At 37.7% G+C, this 19594-nt stretch carries 14 protein-coding genes; 11 read left to right on the plus strand and 3 right to left on the minus strand.

All coding sequences use genetic code 11. From position 1 onward, the window contains the following. Window positions 1–22: 22 nt before the first annotated feature. The 4 genes from hrcA (at window position 23) to dnaJ (ending at window position 4914) form a co-directional block, all read left to right on the plus strand. On the plus strand, window positions 23–1063 hold the full coding sequence (hrcA, locus tag C7K43_RS02680; RefSeq protein WP_124007228.1) for a heat-inducible transcriptional repressor HrcA: 1041 nt from the start codon (window positions 23–25) through the stop codon (window positions 1061–1063). A 45-nt stretch (window positions 1064–1108) separates the two neighbouring features. Continuing rightward, entirely contained in the window at window positions 1109–1684 is a 576-nt protein-coding gene (gene grpE, locus C7K43_RS02685) for a nucleotide exchange factor GrpE (protein WP_124005438.1), read from the plus strand. Window positions 1685–1738: 54 nt separating this feature from the next. Next, window positions 1739–3577 (plus strand): molecular chaperone DnaK, encoded by a 1839-nt coding sequence (gene dnaK / locus C7K43_RS02690; RefSeq protein WP_124005439.1) that lies wholly within the window; start codon window positions 1739–1741, stop codon window positions 3575–3577. A gap of 176 nt (window positions 3578–3753) precedes the next feature. Then, window positions 3754–4914 (plus strand): molecular chaperone DnaJ, encoded by a 1161-nt coding sequence (gene dnaJ / locus C7K43_RS02695; RefSeq protein ID WP_124005440.1) that lies wholly within the window; start codon window positions 3754–3756, stop codon window positions 4912–4914. A gap of 571 nt (window positions 4915–5485) precedes the next feature. Here dnaJ and C7K43_RS02700 read toward each other — a convergent pair. Next, on the minus strand, window positions 5486–6223 hold the full coding sequence (locus C7K43_RS02700) for an amino acid ABC transporter ATP-binding protein (protein WP_124005441.1): 738 nt from the start codon (window positions 6221–6223) through the stop codon (window positions 5486–5488). Window position 6224: 1 nt separating this feature from the next. After that, a complete protein-coding gene (locus tag C7K43_RS02705) occupies window positions 6225–8390 on the minus strand; it encodes an amino acid ABC transporter substrate-binding protein/permease (protein WP_124005442.1) in 2166 nt (721 codons plus the stop codon). Between the two features lie 340 nt (window positions 8391–8730). On the opposite strand from C7K43_RS02705, the gene uvrB reads away from it, so the two are divergent. The 5 genes from uvrB to whiA all read left to right on the plus strand — a co-directional run bounded on the left by uvrB (window position 8731) and on the right by whiA (window position 16673). Beyond that, on the plus strand, window positions 8731–10713 hold the full coding sequence (uvrB, locus tag C7K43_RS02710; RefSeq protein ID WP_124005443.1) for an excinuclease ABC subunit UvrB: 1983 nt from the start codon (window positions 8731–8733) through the stop codon (window positions 10711–10713). A gap of 17 nt (window positions 10714–10730) precedes the next feature. Next, entirely contained in the window at window positions 10731–13547 is a 2817-nt protein-coding gene (gene uvrA, locus C7K43_RS02715; protein ID WP_124005444.1) for an excinuclease ABC subunit UvrA, read from the plus strand. A 286-nt stretch (window positions 13548–13833) separates the two neighbouring features. Further along, window positions 13834–14718: an RNase adapter RapZ gene (rapZ, locus tag C7K43_RS02720; protein ID WP_124005445.1), complete on the plus strand. Its 885-nt coding sequence runs from the start codon at window positions 13834–13836 to the stop codon at window positions 14716–14718. Beyond that, window positions 14715–15716, plus strand: a complete 1002-nt coding sequence (locus tag C7K43_RS02725; RefSeq protein ID WP_124005446.1) for a gluconeogenesis factor YvcK family protein — start codon at window positions 14715–14717, stop codon at window positions 15714–15716. The genes rapZ and C7K43_RS02725 overlap by 4 nt, the downstream gene beginning before the upstream one ends. Window positions 15717–15740: 24 nt before the next feature. Further along, window positions 15741–16673 carry a DNA-binding protein WhiA gene (whiA, locus tag C7K43_RS02730; RefSeq protein ID WP_124005447.1) on the plus strand — a complete coding sequence of 311 codons (933 nt, stop codon included), beginning with the start codon at window positions 15741–15743 and terminating at the stop codon, window positions 16671–16673. Window positions 16674–16760: 87 nt separating this feature from the next. Here the strand turns inward: whiA and C7K43_RS02735 are convergent, their stop codons facing one another. Continuing rightward, a complete protein-coding gene (locus C7K43_RS02735; RefSeq protein ID WP_124005448.1) occupies window positions 16761–17276 on the minus strand; it encodes a thioredoxin domain-containing protein in 516 nt (171 codons plus the stop codon). A 195-nt stretch (window positions 17277–17471) separates the two neighbouring features. Between C7K43_RS02735 and cdaA the strand changes: the two genes are divergently transcribed. Beyond that, entirely contained in the window at window positions 17472–18368 is an 897-nt protein-coding gene (cdaA, locus tag C7K43_RS02740) for a diadenylate cyclase CdaA (protein ID WP_124005449.1), read from the plus strand. Then, window positions 18368–19591, plus strand: a complete 1224-nt coding sequence (locus C7K43_RS02745) for a CdaR family protein (protein WP_168711983.1) — start codon at window positions 18368–18370, stop codon at window positions 19589–19591. Before cdaA ends, C7K43_RS02745 begins: the two co-directional genes overlap by 1 nt. Window positions 19592–19594: the final 3 nt, after the last annotated feature.

The following is a 19594-nucleotide window of genomic DNA, read 5'->3' on the forward strand; positions in this document are numbered from 1 at the left end:
TGCTAATTAGAAGGTGATAAATTTGTTGACGCAAAGACAAGATGATATCTTGCATCTGATTATTCATAATTATACAAATTTAGGAAAGCCAGTCGGATCTAAAACCCTGATGGAAGAAGGGATCGCAGCTAGTTCAGCCACGATTAGAAACGAAATGAAGACCCTCGAAGAATATGGGCTTTTGATAAAAACACATTCTTCTTCAGGACGTACCCCTTCATTAAACGGCTATCGTTATTATGTTGACCATCTTTTAGAACCAGAAAGACTAAAGGAAAGCGAAGTAAATGTTATTCGTCAGTCCTTAGGAAAAGATTTTCATGAGATCAATGATATTATTGAACAATCAGCCAAAATTCTTTCCCGACTGACTAGCTATACGGCGCTATCTATTGGTCCGGATGTAAAAAATAGAAGGTTGACAGGTTTTAAGATGATTCCGTTAAATAATCGGCAAGTGATCGCAATCATTGTAACTGATAAAGGCAATGTTGAAAACCAAGTCTTTTCGATCCCTAAAAGTATAGAGAGTGAAGATCTTGAAAAAATTGTACGAATCATCAATGATAAATTAATTGGTGAACCTTTACTGACAGTTTACCAACGCTTAAGGACCGAGATTCCAATGATTCTTCATAAATATTTCCAAACCACTGAAGGAATTCTTGATTTATTCAACAGTATGTTGGGGGAAGCTTTTGAAGAAAAGATTTTTGTAGGGGGTCAGATGAATCTTTTAAATTCTGACCAAATTCAAGATATCGATCAATTTAAAGCCATGTATTTATTTATGGAAAATTCGGAACAGTTGAATGGATTATTGAGTGCAAAGGATCAGCCGATCCAAGTACGAATCGGTTCAGAGCTAGGGAACGACTTATTGAGCGGTATGAGCTTGATGCAAGCTAATTATGAGATCCAGGGTCATGGCAGTGGTACAATCGCATTATTAGGTTCGGCTAGTATGCCGTATTCTAAAATGTTTAGTTTACTTGATGTATTTCGTCAAGAATTAGCAGTAACACTGGATGATTATTATCGTTCGATTGATTCATTCGGATAATCTGCGTGAATTGTCAATTATTTATATAGAAGGGATGTTAGATGATTGTCTGATAAAGAAAAGAAGGCAGAAGAAGTAGAAGAAGCATTTTCTGCTGAAACCAACGAAAATGAATCAACTGAAGCTAATGAAACAGTTGAAGAAATTGATAACGAAAATGTTCAGCCTGTTTCTGAAGTTGAGGATTTAAAAGCTCAACTTAATGAAATGGAAGATAAATACCTTCGTGCTTCGGCCGAAGTTACTAATATGAACAATCGTTTTCGTAATGAAAGACAGATGTTACAGAAGTATCGTTCACAGGATTTAGGAAAGAAACTATTACCTGCACTTGATAACTTGGAACGCGCACTAGCAACTGAAGTCGAAGGCGAGCAAAATGAAAGTTTGAAAAAGGGCGTAGAAATGACCTTAGAAAGTTTACGTTTTGCTATGCAAGAAGAAGGAATTGAAGAAATTCCTGCACAAGGAGCAACGTTTGATCCTACACTGCATCAAGCAGTACAAACTGTTCCTGCGACAGAAGAACACACGGCAGAAACCGTGGTACAAGTATTGCAAAAAGGCTATAAACTTTATGACCGCGTACTTCGGGCCAGTATGGTAGTTGTCGCACAATAAAATTAGATTATTTCAATATTAAATGAATGATAAAATTACAAGGGAGATTATAATATGAGTAAAATAATTGGTATTGACTTAGGTACAACAAATTCAGCCGTTTCAGTCTTAGAAGGCGGCGAATCAAAAATCATCACAAATCCAGAAGGAAACCGTACAACACCTTCTGTTGTTTCATTTAAAAATGGTGAAATCCAAGTGGGCGAAGTAGCAAAGCGTCAAGCAGTTACTAACCCAGATACTATTTCTTCCATCAAACGTCATATTGGTGAAGATGGTTATAAAGTTGAAGCAAACGGCAAATCTTATACACCACAAGAAATTTCAGCAATGATCTTGCAATACATTAAAGGTTTTTCTGAAGATTATTTAGGTGAAGATGTAGCAAAAGCTGTTATTACAGTTCCAGCTTATTTTAATGACTCTCAACGTCAAGCAACCAAAGATGCTGGTAAGATTGCAGGGCTAGAAGTTGAACGGATTGTCAATGAACCAACTGCAGCTGCTTTGGCTTATGGTTTAGATAAAACTGAACAAGATGAAAAAATCTTAGTATTTGACCTTGGTGGCGGTACTTTTGACGTATCCATCTTAGAATTAGGCGATGGTGTCTTCGATGTATTGTCAACTGCCGGTGATAATAAACTAGGTGGGGACGACTTTGATGACAAAATCATTGACTACATGGTTAGTGAATTCAAGAAAGAAAATGGTATTGATTTAAGCAAAGATAAAATGGCTTTACAACGTTTAAGAGATGCTGCTGAAAAAGCTAAGAAAGACTTATCAGGTGTTTCAAGTACACAAATCAGCTTACCATTTATCACAGCAGGCGAAGATGGCCCACTTCACTTAGAAATGAACATGACACGTGCTAAATTTGATGAATTGACTAGCAGTTTAGTTGATCGCACTAAAGAACCAGTACGTCAAGCCTTGAAGGATGCTGGACTATCTCAATCTGATGTAGACCAAGTGATCTTGGTTGGTGGTTCGACTCGTATTCCTTCTGTTGTTGAAGCAGTACGTAAAGAAACAGGTAAAGAACCAAACAAATCTGTAAACCCAGATGAAGTTGTTGCAATGGGTGCAGCTATCCAAGGCGGTGTTATTAGCGGGGACGTTAAAGATGTTGTCCTACTTGATGTAACGCCTCTATCATTGGGAATTGAAACAATGGGCGGTGTATTTACTAAGTTAATTGATCGTAATACTACGATCCCAACTAGCAAATCGCAAGTATTCTCAACCGCAGCTGATAATCAACCTGCCGTAGATATTCACGTATTACAAGGTGAACGTCCAATGGCAGCTGATAACAAGACATTGGGACGTTTCCAATTGACAGATATTCCGGCTGCTCCACGAGGTGTGCCACAAATTGAAGTTTCATTTGATATCGATAAAAACGGTATTGTAAATGTCTCTGCTAAAGACTTAGGCACACAAAAAGAACAAAAAATTACCATTCAATCTTCTTCAGGTCTATCAGATGATGAAATTGATCGCATGGTTAAAGATGCTGAAGCAAATGCTGAAGCTGACGAAGAACGTAAGGAAGAGGCTGACCTACGTAACGATGTAGAAACATTGTTATTCACTGTAGACAAAACATTGAGTGAACTTGACGGTAAAGTTGATGAAGAAGAAGTCAAAAAAGCTGAAACAGCACGCGATGAACTAAAAGCTGCAGTAGAAGCTGATGATATAGAAGAAATGAAAACTAAACGTGATGCATTGAATGAAATTGTACAAAACTTGAGTGTTAAGATGTACGAACAAGCAGCACAAGAACAACAAGGAGAACAAGGTTCAGATGATGCTTCTAATACTTCCAGTGATGATGACGTAGTGGATGCAGATTTTGAAGAAGTAGATGATGACGATAAATAATTTCGTTGTTCGGGAAAAAGCCAAAGTCATCCACTTTGGCTTTTTCTTTTGAAATGTTGACTGCTAAACAGTGAACGAGTCTTTTTCTTTTAAGTATTTTAGTAAAGTAATGTTTCTTCTGCATAATTTATGATAAAATACGGAAGACTGTTAAAGTATTAGATGGAGGGAAGCCAATGGCAACAAAACGTGATTATTATGAAGTCTTAGGTGTAGAAAAAGGGGCTTCAGATGATGAAATCAAAAAGGCATATCGTAAGCTTTCCAAAAAATATCATCCAGACGTCAATCAAGAAGAGGATGCAGAAGAGAAATTTAAAGAGATCTCAGAAGCTTATGAAATCTTAAGCGATCCACAAAAACGAGCAGCCTATGATCAATACGGCCATGCAGGCACTGATCCCAATTACGGTGGTGGTGGCGCTGGTGGATTTGGCGGCTTCGGCGGTGGCGGATTCTCAGACGCTGGCGGTTTCGGCGGCTTTGAAGATATTTTTGAATCTTTCTTCGGTGGTGGCCGATCTGCGGATCCTAATGCACCTCGACAAGGGGACGATCTACAGTATTCAATTAATTTAACCTTTGAAGAAGGTGTTTTCGGTAAGGAAACAGAGATTACGTACAAAAGAAACGAAGTTTGTCATACCTGTGGTGGAAATGGTGCAAAACCAGGCACTCAACCTGAAACTTGTCATAAGTGTAAGGGAAGTGGAACCATTAACGTTGAACGACAAACACCGCTTGGTCGCGTAATGACACGCCAAACTTGTGACGTTTGTCATGGAACTGGTAAAGAAATTAAAGAAGTTTGTGAAACTTGCCATGGTACAGGCCATGAAAAGAAAACGCACAGTGTTAATGTTTCTGTTCCTGCCGGCGTTGAAGATGGCCAACAAATGAGACTAGCTAACCAAGGGGAAGCAGGTATAAATGGTGGACCTTATGGTGATCTATATGTCGTCTTTTATGTGGCAGAAAGTGATATTTTTGATCGTGATGGTTCAGAAATCTATTATGAATTGCCAATCAACTTTGTACAAGCTGCTTTAGGTGATGAAGTAGATGTGCCAACTGTTCATGGAGATGTTAAACTAAAAATCCCAGCTGGTACTCAAACAAACACAAAATTCCGCTTACGTGGAAAAGGTGCACCTCGATTGAGAGGAAATAGTACCGGAGACCAACAAGTAACAGTGAAGCTCATCACACCGAAAAATTTGGATGATGAACAAAAAGAAGCATTACGAAATTTTGCCGAATTAACTGGACAAAGTACCAATGAACAACAATCTGAAGGCTTTTTTGATAAAATGAAAGACGCTTTTGGTAAAAAGTAAAAAGAAAAAGTGGAGGTCAGATATCATTCTGATCTCCACTTTTTCTTTGCCGTTATAACAGGCTTAAAAAGGCAGAAAGCCTCATTATGAGGGCCATTTCTGAGCTGATGGAATTTTTCGGAGAAAGAATTCGTAAAACGTTATCCGTCTTTTCAATCTCGAATAACGTTTTAGTCTTCTATTATCCGTGATTCTATTCTTGAATAACGTTTTGCGATTCCTTTATCTATCTTTTGCTGTTTTCGGCTAATAATTTAGTTTTTCTTTGCTTATCTTCGTATTCTCGGAGAAAGAATTCGTAAAACGTGTTCCATCTTTTCAATCTCGAATAACGTTTTAGTCTTTTATTATCCATGATTCTATTTTTGGATAACGTTTTGATATTTCTTTATCCACTTCTTGTTTTTTTCTAATCGACTCTTTTTAATAAAAGAACAATGCACAATGTCCCTTGATAAATAAAATGCTGGTTCTATTTTCTATATGGCTCAGAGAAAAAAGAAAGAAGGGCTGCATGAATTACATAAATTAAAAAGGAATTCTCGTTTTAACAAGAACTCCTTTTTAGCGCTTAAATATTTAATACTTTGTCTAAGAAATCTTTTGTTCGTTCATTTTTTGGATTATTGAAGACCTCCTCAGGTTTACCGTCTTCTAAAAAGTAACCGTCATCGATAAACATTACGCGGTTGGCAACTTCTTTAGCAAATCCCATTTCATGGGTGACGATAACCATGGTCATTCCTTGATCCACAAGTTTTTTCATAACTTTTAAAACGTCTCCGACCATCTCAGGATCCAACGCTGAAGTTGGTTCGTCAAACAACATAATATCAGGATTCATCGCTAATGCACGAGCAATAGCAACCCGTTGTTTCTGCCCGCCTGAAAGACTTTCGGGATAGACATTTTTTTTATCTGATAGACCAACTGTCTCCAACAATTCCTCTGCACGTTTTTCAGTTTCTTGTTTATTTTCACCCTTTACGTCTAGTGGAGCTAACGTAATATTTTCTAGAACAGAAAGATGGGGAAATAAGTTAAAATGTTGGAAAACCATCCCAATGTGTTGACGAGTTTTATTGATATTCGTATTTTTATCTGTCAGATGGTCACCATCGATCACGATTTGACCACTGGTAGCTTCTTCTAAACGATTTAAACAACGTAAAAAAGTTGATTTACCTGAACCTGAAGGTCCAATAACACAAACAACTTCACCTTCTTGAATCGAGGTTGTAATATCATTTAATACAGTGTTATCGCCAAATTTTTTGACTAAATGTTCAACTGAAATTTTTTCCTTCATTTTATTTCACCTTCTTTTCAAGTACTTTTGCTAATTTCGTTAAGGCAGTGATTACTATCAAATACATGATTGCAATAATCAGATATACATAGGTACTTTGCATTGTACGTGCGACAATAATTCTTCCTGTTTGTAACAGTTCTACCACACCAATAACAGAAATAATTGTTGTATCTTTTAATGAAATAACAAATTGATTTACAAACGATGGAATCATGATTTTTACTGCTTGCGGTAAAATAATCTTTTGCATGGTTCGATTGTAGGTGAGCCCTAAACTTCGCGAGGCTTCCATTTGACCTGTTGGTACGGCGTTGATTCCGCCCCTGACAATTTCTGCGATATAAGCACTAGCGTTTAAGGTTAAAGTAATGACACCTGCAGTAAAGTCAGGAATAGTTATACCAATAGCATCAGATAGTCCGAAGAAAATAAAGAAGGCCAAAACCATCATTGGAATTCCTCGAACAACGTCTACGTAAAATGAAGCAATAACCCGCAACGTTTTAATCGGTGCAACACTAAAGAGCCCAAAAATAACTCCCACGATTAATGCTAAACCAAAAGAAATCAAGGCTAGAGCCATGGTTTTCCATAGTCCGTTTAATAATACTTTGTAATTGTTTTTAATTAAACCAATCAGCGAAGATTCATCTGTATCTGATTCACTTGCTGTGGCATTACCACTATCATCGATATAAGTGGAAATAATTTGGTCATACTCACCCGTTCGCTGCATTTCTTGTAAGGCTTCGTTAAACATTTCTAGTAGTTCGGGACTTTCACCTTTTTTAACAGCGAAACCGTATTCGCCTCCTGATTCACGTTCAATAGGTGTTTCAAGTTCTTGACCTTGAGCCATTGAATACCCGATTACTGGATAATCATCCATCAAAGCGTCAATCGCATCGACCCGAACAGCCTCATATAATTGGTCGGCATCATCATATAATTTCACGTTAAAGCCGTATTCATCTTCATTTTCATCTAAGAAGTCTGCACTTTCAGTTCCCACTTTAGCACCAACTGTTTTTCCTTCTAAGTCTTCATAAGAAGTGATGTCATCATCATTACCTTCTTCTACAGCTAATTGGATCCCACTTTCAAAGTAAGGGTCAGAAAAGTCAAAAGTTTCTTCCCGTTCATCGGTAATTGACATACCAGCGATCATGCCGTCTGCTTGATCTCCTTCGACAGCTTGGACCGCACCAGAAAAGCCGATATGGTTAAAAGTAACATTGAAACCTTGCATTTCTGCTGCTCGTTTCATTAAATCAACATCGATACCGATGTACTCATTTTCTTCGTTTTGAAATTCAAACGGTGCAAAAGCAGAGTCACTAGCGATTACATACTCATCTTTTTCAGGTTCTACTTTTTTCATTTCACCAGACTCTTCGGTGCCATCATCAGCTTCTACATAGTTGTTGACGATCTCATCATATTCGCCGGAATCTTTTAAATCTTTTAAACCTGCGTTGAATTTTTCTAAGAGTTCTTTATTTTGATCTTTTTTGACAGCGAAGCCATAAGGATTTCCTGCTTCAGGTTCGCCTACTAATGATAATTCTTCGCCTTGCTTGATCGCATATCCTAGCACTGGATAATCGTCAAAAATGGCATCAACAGTGTTGTTTTTGACTGCCCCATAAAGACCCGTCGCATCATCATAGTTTTTGACGTCAAAATCATATTCATCTTGATTTTCTTCTAAGAAGTCTGCACTTTCAGTCCCAACTTTGGCGCCTACCGTTTTACCTGATAAATCGTTGTAAGATTTTATCTCATCATTGCCTTGAGCGACTGCCATTTGGATACCACTATCAAAGTAGGGGTCGGAAAAGTCAAAGCTTTGTTCGCGTTCATCGGTAATTGACATGCCAGCAATCATACCATCAAGCTGGTTGGACTGGACTCCTTGAACTGAACTATCAAAACCTAAAGGGCGCAAATCTACTTTAAAACCTTGATCATCTGCAATAGCGTTTAAGATGTCAATATCGATTCCTTCGTATTCATTTTCATCATTCTGAAATTCAAATGGGGCAAATGTCACGTCAGTCCCAATCTGATAAGTTCTTTCTGCGGCTGAAGCTGTTTGATTGGCGCAAAAGAATAAAGTAACAAAAACGGAAAGAAACGAAATAAGTATCGTCCTTTTTTTCATTTAATGATTCCTCCTTTAAAGACAATTGAGGCAAACGGAATTTAAGTTTAATTGTTAATAAGTGGCGGGCTAAGATTTTATTCTTTAAGATTAAGGTTTCCGTTTTATTGTCTTAATAAAGGAAATTATATATCAAACTTTTCAAACAAAGCAAGAAAATAAGTATAAAAAATGCAAAATAGTGCAAAAAAGTGACATTTTACGTGAGGAAAACTTACATTTTAAGAAAAATATAGGCGCAAGTAAAAAAATAGCGAAAGTACGTTCGGTATGTTAAAATAGTATAGCAAAAGCAATCATCAATGCAGGATAGATTTATCCAGAAAGAAGGAAGACGTTTATGATTGAAAAAGAGCTATCACATCAATTTGAACTCGTTTCAAATTACCAACCGTCAGGTGACCAGCCCGAAGCAATTGAAGAATTAACTGATGGGGTGTTAGATCATAAAAAAGCTCAAATCCTTTTAGGAGCTACCGGAACAGGTAAAACCTACACCATTTCTAATGTGATCCAAAACGTAAATAAACCAACGTTAATTATTGCTCATAATAAAACACTAGCCGGTCAGTTATACGGAGAATTTAAAGAATTTTTCCCTAATAACGCCGTTGAATATTTTGTAAGTTACTATGATTATTATCAACCCGAAGCTTATGTGCCATCAAGTGACACTTATATTGAAAAAGACTCCAGTATTAATGATGAGATTGATAAATTACGGCACTCGGCCACCAGTTCATTATTAGAACGTAATGATGTGATTGTCGTGGCTTCGGTGTCATGTATTTTTGGATTAGGCTCTCCTATGGAATACCAAAAGCAAGTTGTTTCTTTGCGACAAGGGATGGAAATTTCAAGAGATGAATTACTACGTTCATTGATTGATATTCAATTTGAACGCAATGATATTGATTTCCAAAGGGGTCGTTTTCGGGTGCGTGGCGATGTGGTTGAAGTTTTTCCCGCATCACGTGGTGAACGAGCCTTACGAATTGAATTTTTCGGAGACGAAATTGATCGTATCCGTGAAGTCGATGCCCTAACTGGTGAAATTTTGAGTGAAACAGAACATGTTTCTATTTTCCCAGCAACGCACTTTGTGACCGATGAAGATCATTTGGAAACAGCGATTGCTTCGATTAAACAAGAACTGGAAACACGATTGACTGTCTTAAAAGCAGACAATAAGTTGTTAGAAGCCCAACGTTTAGAACAACGGACTAACTACGATATTGAAATGCTGCGAGAAGTAGGATATACTTCAGGGATTGAAAATTACTCTAGGCATATGGATGGCAGAAAAGAAGGCGAACCGCCATATACACTTGTAGACTTTTTCCCAGAAGATTTCTTAATCGTGATTGATGAGTCACACGTGACGATGCCTCAAGTTCGTGGCATGTATAACGGAGACCGCGCCAGAAAACAAATGCTGGTGGATTATGGTTTTCGTTTGCCTTCTGCTTTGGATAACCGTCCGTTAAGGTTAGAAGAATTTGAAAGCCATGTGAATCAGATTATTTATGTTTCGGCAACGCCAGGGCCTTATGAGTACGAACAAACTGATACAGTTGTTGAACAAATTATTCGACCGACAGGCTTGTTAGATCCACTCATTGAAGTACGGCCTATTATGGGACAGATTGATGATCTGGTAGGTGAAATTAACGAACGTACAGAAAGAAACGAGCGGGTTTTTGTTACGACGCTGACCAAAAAAATGGCAGAAGATTTGACTGATTATTTCAGAGAATTAGGAATAAAAGTTAAGTACTTGCATAGTGACATCAAGACACTAGAAAGAACTGAAATTATCCGCAATTTGCGCTTGGGTGAATTTGATGTTTTAGTCGGAATTAACCTATTAAGAGAAGGTTTAGATGTACCTGAAGTTTCTCTGGTAGCTATATTAGATGCGGATAAAGAAGGATTTCTACGTAGTGAGCGTTCTCTTGTACAGACCATGGGGCGGGCAGCTAGAAATGCAGATGGTAAAGTGGTTATGTATGCCGATAAAATTACTGATTCTATGCAAAATGCGATGGACGAAACCACTCGTCGTCGTAAAATTCAGGAAGCTTATAATGAAGAACATGGAATTGTTCCGCAAACCATTAAAAAAGATATTCGTGACTTAATTTCGATTTCTTCTGTTGCTGAAGAAGGAAATAATGAACAAGTATCTTACGATGACCTTACTAAAGATGAAAAAGAAGATTTAGTCGGAAAATTAGAAATAGAAATGAAAGAAGCTGCTAAGTCATTGGACTTTGAAAAAGCAGCAACTTTACGCGATTCAATTTTAGAATTGAAAGCTTAATAGTTCGGGGGGAGAATATGTCAAGCGATGAAATTGTGATACATGGAGCACGTGCCCATAATTTAAAAAATGTAGATGTGACCATTCCCAGAGATAAACTGGTTGTGGTCACGGGTTTGTCTGGGTCAGGGAAAAGTTCCTTGGCTTTTGATACGTTGTATGCTGAAGGGCAACGGCGTTATGTTGAAAGTCTATCCTCTTATGCCAGACAATTTTTAGGTCAAATGGATAAACCGGATGTCGATAGTATCGATGGTTTAAGTCCGGCCATTTCGATTGATCAGAAAACAACTAGCAAAAACCCTCGTTCAACAGTAGGAACCGTTACCGAGATTAATGATTATTTACGTTTGCTATATGCTCGTGTGGGACATCCTATTTGTCCAAATGATCATGTGGAAATTACTAGTCAGTCGCCTGAACAAATGGTGGATCAGGTACTTGAATTACCTGAAAGAAGTAGAATTCAGTTACTAGCTCCAGTAGTTACCCAAAAAAAAGGACAGCATAAAAAGATTTTAGAAAGAGTCCAAAAAGAAGGGTACGTACGGGTACGTGTTGATAACGAAATTTATGATATAACAGAAGTGCCTGAACTAGAAAAAAACAAAAAACACGACATTGCGATCATGGTTGATCGAATCGTGATTAAAGAAGGCGTTCGCTCTCGATTGTTTGATTCTTTTGAAGCAGCCTTACGTTTGTCAGACGGTTATGCTATTGTCGATGTGATCGATGGGGAAGATATGCTTTTTAGTGAGCACTATTCCTGTCCTTATTGTGGTTTTACGGTGGGTGAATTAGAACCGCGTCTTTTCTCTTTCAATGCGCCGTTTGGAGCTTGTCCAGAGTGCGATGGTTTAGGGATAAAATTGGAAGTCGATATTGATTTAGTAGTTCCTGATCAAACCAAAACTTTACATCAAGGAGCAATTGTTCCTTGGAATCCGATTAGTTCTCAATATTATCCGCAAATGCTAGAACAAGCTTGCCAAGAATTTGGGATTGATATGGATACCCCTTTTGAAAAATTACCAGAAGACCAAAAAGAAATTGTATTGAATGGCTCTAATGGCAGACATTTTCATTTTCATTATCAAAATGATTTTGGTAGTGTGCGCGATGTGGATGTACCTTTTGAAGGAGTTATGGTCAATATTAAACGCCGTTACCATGAAACCAACAGCGACTTTACTCGTGATCAAATGCGCTTATATATGACTGAATTAACCTGTCAGCTTTGTCATGGGTATCGTTTAAATGACCAAGCTCTTTGTGTAAAAGTCAATGGAAAACATATTGGTCAAGTAAGTGATTTGGCGATCAATTATGCAGCTGAATTTGTTGAAGATCTTACGCTTTCAGAACAAGAACAAATGATTGCCCAACCAATCGTCAAAGAAATTGACGACCGCTTGAGCTTTTTACAAAATGTCGGTTTAAATTATTTGACGTTGAGCCGTTCGGCCGGCACACTTTCCGGCGGTGAGGCTCAGCGGATCCGTTTAGCCACACAGATTGGGTCTAACTTATCTGGTGTACTCTATATTTTAGATGAACCGTCAATTGGTTTGCACCAACGCGATAATGATCGTTTGTTAGGTTCTCTAAAGAAAATGCGAGATTTGGGAAATACTTTAATTGTGGTTGAACACGATGAAGATACGATGCGTGCAGCTGATTATCTAATTGATGTAGGACCTGGTGCGGGTGATTATGGTGGTGAGATTGTTGCTTCGGGAACGCCGGAACAAGTTGCTGCAAACAATCATTCTTTGACAGGAGAGTATCTCAGTGGAAAACGAGAAATTCCGGTACCTAAAAAAAGACGTAAAGGCAATAAGAAAAATATTTCGATAACAGGCGCGCAAGAAAATAATTTAAAAAATGTCAATGTAAAATTCCCTTTAGGAAAATTTACCACGGTAACCGGTGTGTCAGGTTCAGGGAAATCGACACTGATTAATGAAATATTGAAAAAAGCTTTAGCGCAGCGTTTGAATCGGAATTCGAAAAAACCAGGAAAATTTAAAAAGATTACAGGCTATGAAAATATCGAAAAAATTATCGATATTGATCAAAGTCCTATTGGAAGGACGCCTCGTAGTAATCCGGCTACTTATACCAGTGTGTTTGATGATATTCGGGATATATTTGCCAAGACGAATGAAGCGAAAGTACGTGGCTACAAAAAAGGGCGTTTTAGTTTTAACGTTAAAGGTGGCCGCTGTGAAGCCTGCAAAGGCGATGGCATCATCAAAATTGAAATGCACTTTCTGCCAGACGTTTATGTTCCTTGTGAAGTTTGCCATGGCAAACGTTATAATTCAGAAACCTTGGAAGTTCATTATAAAGGGAAAAATATCTCCGAAGTGTTAGATATGACGATTGAAGATGCATTTGACTTTTTCCAAAACATTCCTAAAATTCGACGGAAACTACAAACAATTGTTGATGTTGGTTTGGGTTATGTCAAATTAGGGCAACCAGCAACGACCTTATCAGGTGGTGAAGCTCAACGAATGAAATTAGCCAGTGAGCTACACAAAAACTCAAATGGGAAGAACTTTTATATCCTTGATGAACCAACCACTGGATTGCATTCCGATGATATACTTAGATTATTGCAAGTATTAGACCGTTTAGTTGATGCCGGAAATACAGTAATAGTCATTGAGCATAATTTGGATGTGATAAAATCTGCCGATCATGTGATTGATTTAGGTCCTGAAGGCGGAGAAAACGGCGGGACGATCATTGCAACAGGAACTCCTGAGCAAATTGCGGCCAATCCAGATAGCTATACTGGTCAATATTTAAAAAAATTATTGTAAAATCAAAGATGAAAATCTAAAGAGATTGAGACATAAGCTATTTCTAGCGATGATTTGCGAAAATTAGACTCTCCTATTTTTGGTCATTCGTTCTTTTACGAGGATGTTCTACAAGATAGCAGGAGTAAGTTCTATTCGTTGTAAAATTTATCATTGCTGAGGTCTGTTGTTTCAGTCTCTTTTTTAATGAGCAGATTCGTTAGATATTCTTAAAAAAGATTCGAAAAGATACGCCAGGCGTGTTATAATAAAGGGAATGGAAAAGATGGAGCGAGGAGAGAAAAAAATGTCCGACAATTTAGATTTAGTTATTATTACTGGTATGAGCGGAGCAGGCAAGACTGTGGCAATCCAGAGTTTTGAAGATTTAGGTTATTTTTGTATAGATAATATGCCGCCTAATTTAATTCCTAAGTTTTGGGAATTAATCAAAGAATCCGGCAAAATTACGAAAATTGCTTTGGTAGTGGATCTGCGTTCAAGATCATTTTTTGAAGAAATTCAAGCTATGCTGGTAGAAATTGAAAATACTTCTTTTATTAATACCCGGGTGTTGTTTTTAGACGCTTCCGATAGTGAATTAGTTTCGCGCTATAAAGAAACTCGGCGTACTCATCCGCTAGCTATGGATGGGCTTATCACAGAAGGGATTAGAAAAGAAAGGGCCATATTAGAAGAATTAAAGGCAGATGCGTCAATTGTTATAGATACGACTAATATGTCACCAAGGCAGTTAAGAGAACGATTGAATGAAGAATTCCGTAGTTCAAATGATACAGGTTTTCGGATCGAAATGGTTTCATTTGGCTTTAAATACGGTTTACCGATCGATGCTGATATCGTGATGGACGTACGCTTTTTACCTAATCCTCATTATATTGCTGAACTACGACCACTAACTGGTTTAGAAAAGCCGGTTTATGACTATGTGATGAATTTTTCTGCAACTGAAAGTTTTTATCAACAATTCTTATCTTTATTGCAAACCATTATGCCGGGTTATGTGGAAGAAGGTAAGAGTAACTTGTTAGTTGCTATTGGTTGTACTGGAGGACAACATCGTTCGGTTGCATTAACACAGCGGATTGGTCAGGTTTTATCGCAAGATTATAAAGTGAATATCACCCATCGTGATAAGGATAAACGGAAAGAGACGGTGAATCGCTCATGAGAATGAAAACGTATCGTATTAGACGTCCTAAAGTTGTCGTGATGGGCGGTGGCACTGGCTTACCGGTAATTTTAAAAAGTTTACGTAATCAAGGCGTTGATATCACAGCTGTTGTGACTGTTGCTGATGATGGCGGCAGCAGTGGGCAGCTGCGTGATTCAGTGACCTCGGTTACACCACCGGGAGATTTGCGTAACGTTTTAGTAGCTTTATCCGATATGCCCAAACTTTATTCTGATATTTTTCAGTATCGCTTTAAAGAAGAAGATAAATTTTTAGCGAATCACGCTTTAGGTAATTTAATTATTGCTGGTATGTCCGAAATGCGTGGTAGTACATATGAAGCCATTCAATTGTTATCTAAAATGATGCATGTTAAAGGCAATATCTATCCTTCTTCAGATGAACCACTTATTTTGCAGGCTGATTTTAAAGATGGGACAAGTGTGCGAGGGGAGTCTAAAATTGCGCTTGATCGTAAAACGATTGATCATGTTTCCGTTAGAAATCAAGCCAATGATGGCGAACCTAAAGCAGCCAAAAAGGTAGTTTCGTCCATTTTAGAAGCAGATATGATTGTTTTAGGACCAGGCAGTTTGTTTACTAGTATTTTACCTAATTTAATGATCTCAGAAATTGGCGAAGCAATGCTACAAACTCAGGCAGAAACCGTTTATATCTGCAATATTATGACGCAAAAAGGAGAAACCGAACGCTTTACTGATGCTGATCATGTGCGTGTGTTACATGAGCATTTGGGCCAGGCATTTACTGATACTGTTCTAGTTAATACCGAAAAAGTACCGGATGGCTACATGAATTTTGAAGTTTACGACGAGTACTTATTGCAGGTACAGCATGATTTTAAAGGTTTACGAAATTTAGGCTGCCGCGTCGTGTCTACCGATTTTCTAGAGCTAAGAGACGGTGGTGTTTTCCATGACGGTGACAAAGTGGCTGAAGAGTTGTTGCGAATTGTCTATGAAGCAAAAAATTGAGAATTATTTGGAAGGAGTACAATCATGTCTTTTGCCGCGGATGTAAAAAAAGAGCTGACCAGCCTAGAAGTTCATCGAGAGCATGCTAAAGCGGAACTTGCCGCATTGATTCGCATGAATGGGTCACTTAACCTGTTCAACCAACGGCTTGTTTTGAATATACAAACCGAAAATGCTGCAATCGCAAGACGAATTTACTCTTTATTGAAAGATCACTTTAATGTACGTAGCGAACTTTTGGTCAGGCGAAAAATGAAATTAAAGAAAAATAATGTGTATATTGTTCGCTTAAAACAAGATACAAAACGTGTTTTAGATGAGTTGAGTATTATGGATGGCGGTTTTAATAATCAAGTAAGCGATGATATTATGGGAAACACACAGAAGATGCGTTCTTATTTACGAGGTGCTTTTATGGCTACAGGATCGATTAATAACCCGGAAACCAGCCGCTATCATTTAGAAATTTATTCTATTTATGAAACGCACAATCAAGATATCTGTAAGATGTTAAATTACTATGGCTTGAATGCACGGACGTTAGAAAGAAGAAATGGTTATATTTCTTATTTAAAAGGCGCGGAGCACATCGCTAATTTTCTAACTTTAATTGGAGCAACGAATTCTATGCTTAAGTTTGAAGATGTACGAATTGTTCGTGATATGAGAAATTCAGTGAATCGTTTGGTTAATTGCGAAACAGCGAATATGAATAAAACGATTGATGCTGCTTCAAAACAAATTCAAAATATCCAATTTATTGAAGATCGCGTCGGGTTAAAAGCTCTGCCAGATAAATTACAAGAAATTGCTGAGTTACGTTTGGCACATCCAGAGATTAGTTTAAAAGAACTAGGAGAGATGTTACCTACAGGTGCAATTTCTAAATCCGGCATTAACCATCGCATTCGCAAAATCAACGAATTTGCGGATAAGTTAAAAGAAAATGTAGGATAAAAAAATAAAGCTGGGACAAAAGTCTCCAGCAGTGATGACTTTTTCGTGCATCATTGTTGAAGACAATTGGTGTCCCAGCTTTTTTAGTTATTCATTAATGTAATCAATTAATGTTTCACGTTCAATGTTTTCATCAAAAATGTAATCCCCTAGAATCACTGTAGGGACTAGGGTGATATTTACTCGTTGTGTTTCTTCCACAATTTCTTCAGCAATGTCTAAGTGACTGTGTTCAGTTAAACCAAGTTCATTTCTAGCGTAATCAGCTACTTCTTGTAAGGATAAATCGCCCCACTCGTCTTGAGAATCAAAAATACGCGTAATATCTTCTAATGCTTGTTTTGGATCATCATCTGTAACAAAACGGTGCATTACATTTCCACGTTGCAAGGATTCTTTGGTGTGATCCAGCAGTTTTATGACACGGTTTACCTTGCCGTCAGCGACAGCTTTTTCTAGTGTATCTTTTGATTCTGTAAACCATTGTTTGCAAAAAGGACAACGTAAATTAATAAATTCAACAATCGTTTTAGGCGCCTTGTTTCCAATGTGAATGCCATATTTAGTGTTGACTTCTTCTCCTTTGATAACTGAGATATCCATACGAGTATTCCTCCTTCATTTCTTCCAGTGTAACGTTTTTTTAGGTGAATGTGAATTAATTTGGTTGTTTTAGATAAATGAAATTTTATCTTTTTTTGAAAAAATAATTAGGAAATGACTTTTTTATCAACAACGGAAAAAAGCTATGCTATACTATATGAGGAGAAGTAGTCTTAAAGTAAAGGAAGGCTTTATATGTCGTTTAACATTGCAGAACTTTTTGATTTAGAGTATTGGAGACAGTTATTATCTGTAGATGTTTTTTCTGTTCCCTTTTTTATCAATATTTTAGATATCTTAGTGGTTTGGTATCTGGTTTATAAATTGATACAAATGGTTCAAGGGACAAAAGCGATCCAGCTATTCAAAGGCGTTGTAATGTTTATTGCTATTCGTTTCTTAGCAGAAGTTATTGGGCTTCATACATTGTCGTGGCTGATGGATCAGGTAATTACCTACGGTGTTATTGCTGCTATTGTTATTTTTCAGCCGGAAATTCGGCGAGGACTGGAACATTTAGGACGAACCACTATTTTCAGTCAAACTAAAACTGAGGAAGCTCAAGGCGAAACGATGATTCAGGCCTTTGATAAAGCGATCCAGTATATGTCCAAACGTAAAATCGGTGCGTTAGTAACGATTGAACGAACAACAGGCTTAGAAGAATATATTGAAACAGGGATTACGCTTGATGCGGATATCACTGGAGAACTTTTAATCAATATTTTTATCCCCAATACGCCGCTGCACGATGGCGCAGTGATTGTCAGAAATGGAAAAATTGCCGTATCTAGCGCCTATTTACCTTTATCTGATAGTAATCGAATTTCTAAAGAGTATGGGACCCGACACCGGGCAGCAGTTGGCGTCGCCGAAGTTAGTGACGCATTGACCATTGTAGTCTCTGAAGAAACAGGCGGCGTGAGTTTGACTTTGAATAATCGTTTATATTCTGAACTAAGCCAAGAAGAGTATTTGAAGATGCTCAGAGATACGTTAATTGTAGAAAATACGGATAAAAATGGGAAGAAAAAGAATGTTTTCAGAAATCTTTTAGATGAATTGAATAAATTGAGTAAAGGAGGAAAATGATGCTTAGGAAAAAGAAGAAAAGCAACATTATCTATGGCCTCTTAGCTCTGTTTTTCAGTTTAGTCCTTTTTTTCAATGCTAATGGTTCTAATTTTCAAAGTAACATTGCTTCTTCAGAAACTTTCGATGAAACAGTTCAAGATGTACCTGTCTCAATTGATTATGATTCTGATGAATATTATATTCAAGGGTACGAAGACACGGTGGATGTAACATTAAGTGGCGTTAACCGGGTTCAATTAAATGCAGAAGCGAATGAAGAAACAAGAAACTTTGAAGTTGTTGCTGATTTAACTGACTTAGAAGAAGGTACCCATGACGTTCCGTTAGAAGTAGAAAATCTAAGTAATAGCGTGGATGCACAGGTAGAACCGGATACTCTAACGGTAACTATCGAAAAAAAAGTAACTAAAAACTTTCAAATTGACCCACAAGATTTTGAAGACAATCTGCAAGATGGCTTTGAGTTAGAGGACGCAACTGTTACACCCCAAGAAGTAGAAGTTACTTCAGGGGAACAAACGATGGAAGAAATTGCAAATGTCATTATTTCTTCTGATTTAGATACGATTAATGAGAGCATTTCGGACAGTTTTCCCTTACAAGCCGTAAATGAAAACGGGGAAGAGTTATCAGCAAGTCTGAGTCCGCAAACAGCAGAAGTGCAATTAGATGTTTCAGCTCCTGATAAGGAAGTTAGCTTAACTCCTACACAAACAGGTGACGCTGCTGATGGGATTTCTGACTTTGATTTTCAATTAAGTGAAAATAGTGCTACAATTACCGGGGCGCAAGATTTATTAGATGATGTAGATTCTCTTGAAGTTCCGGTGGACGTGACAGATATTACTGAGCCAACGACTAGAAATGTCAATGTCCAAGCTCCTGCTCAGCTGCGTTCTGATGTTGATACGGTAACTGTTAATATTACTCCCGTATTTGAGAACTCGGATACAGGTACTGGAGAAAACGGTGGAGCAGATACAGGCACGCAACCTTCAGCAGATGAAGGTAATGAAAATACAGAAAATACAGAAACAGAGGAGACTAACACAGCAACAGATGAGGATGCAAGTCCTCCTGTTGAAGAGGAAACAACCACAGAAGAAACTCAGGAACCCACAGAAGAAACACAAGAACAGACAGAAGCAACCCAGCAACAGCAAGATTCAGCAGATGAAGAAGTAGGCGCTCAAGAAAACGAAGAAGAAACAGAAAGGTAAGTT

The organism is Tetragenococcus koreensis (genome assembly GCF_003795145.1).
GTDB classification, from domain to species: Bacteria; Bacillota; Bacilli; order Lactobacillales; family Enterococcaceae; genus Tetragenococcus; species Tetragenococcus koreensis.

Bases quoted from the DNA above. Each gene is read 5' to 3' on its own strand.
- dnaK (WP_124005439.1), top strand. From the start codon at position 1,739: ATGAGTAAAATAATTGGTATTGACTTAGGTACAACAAATTCAGCCGTT.
- dnaJ (WP_124005440.1), top strand. From the start codon at position 3,754: ATGGCAACAAAACGTGATTATTATGAAGTCTTAGGTGTAGAAAAAGGG.
- C7K43_RS02700 (WP_124005441.1), bottom strand. From the start codon at position 6,223: ATGAAGGAAAAAATTTCAGTTGAACATTTAGTCAAAAAATTTGGCGAT.
- C7K43_RS02705 (WP_124005442.1), bottom strand. From the start codon at position 8,390: ATGAAAAAAAGGACGATACTTATTTCGTTTCTTTCCGTTTTTGTTACT.
- uvrB (WP_124005443.1), top strand. From the start codon at position 8,731: ATGATTGAAAAAGAGCTATCACATCAATTTGAACTCGTTTCAAATTAC.
- uvrA (WP_124005444.1), top strand. From the start codon at position 10,731: ATGTCAAGCGATGAAATTGTGATACATGGAGCACGTGCCCATAATTTA.
- rapZ (WP_124005445.1), top strand. From the start codon at position 13,834: ATGTCCGACAATTTAGATTTAGTTATTATTACTGGTATGAGCGGAGCA.
- C7K43_RS02725 (WP_124005446.1), top strand. From the start codon at position 14,715: ATGAGAATGAAAACGTATCGTATTAGACGTCCTAAAGTTGTCGTGATG.
- whiA (WP_124005447.1), top strand. From the start codon at position 15,741: ATGTCTTTTGCCGCGGATGTAAAAAAAGAGCTGACCAGCCTAGAAGTT.
- C7K43_RS02735 (WP_124005448.1), bottom strand. From the start codon at position 17,276: ATGGATATCTCAGTTATCAAAGGAGAAGAAGTCAACACTAAATATGGC.
- cdaA (WP_124005449.1), top strand. From the start codon at position 17,472: ATGTCGTTTAACATTGCAGAACTTTTTGATTTAGAGTATTGGAGACAG.
- C7K43_RS02745 (WP_168711983.1), top strand. From the start codon at position 18,368: ATGCTTAGGAAAAAGAAGAAAAGCAACATTATCTATGGCCTCTTAGCT.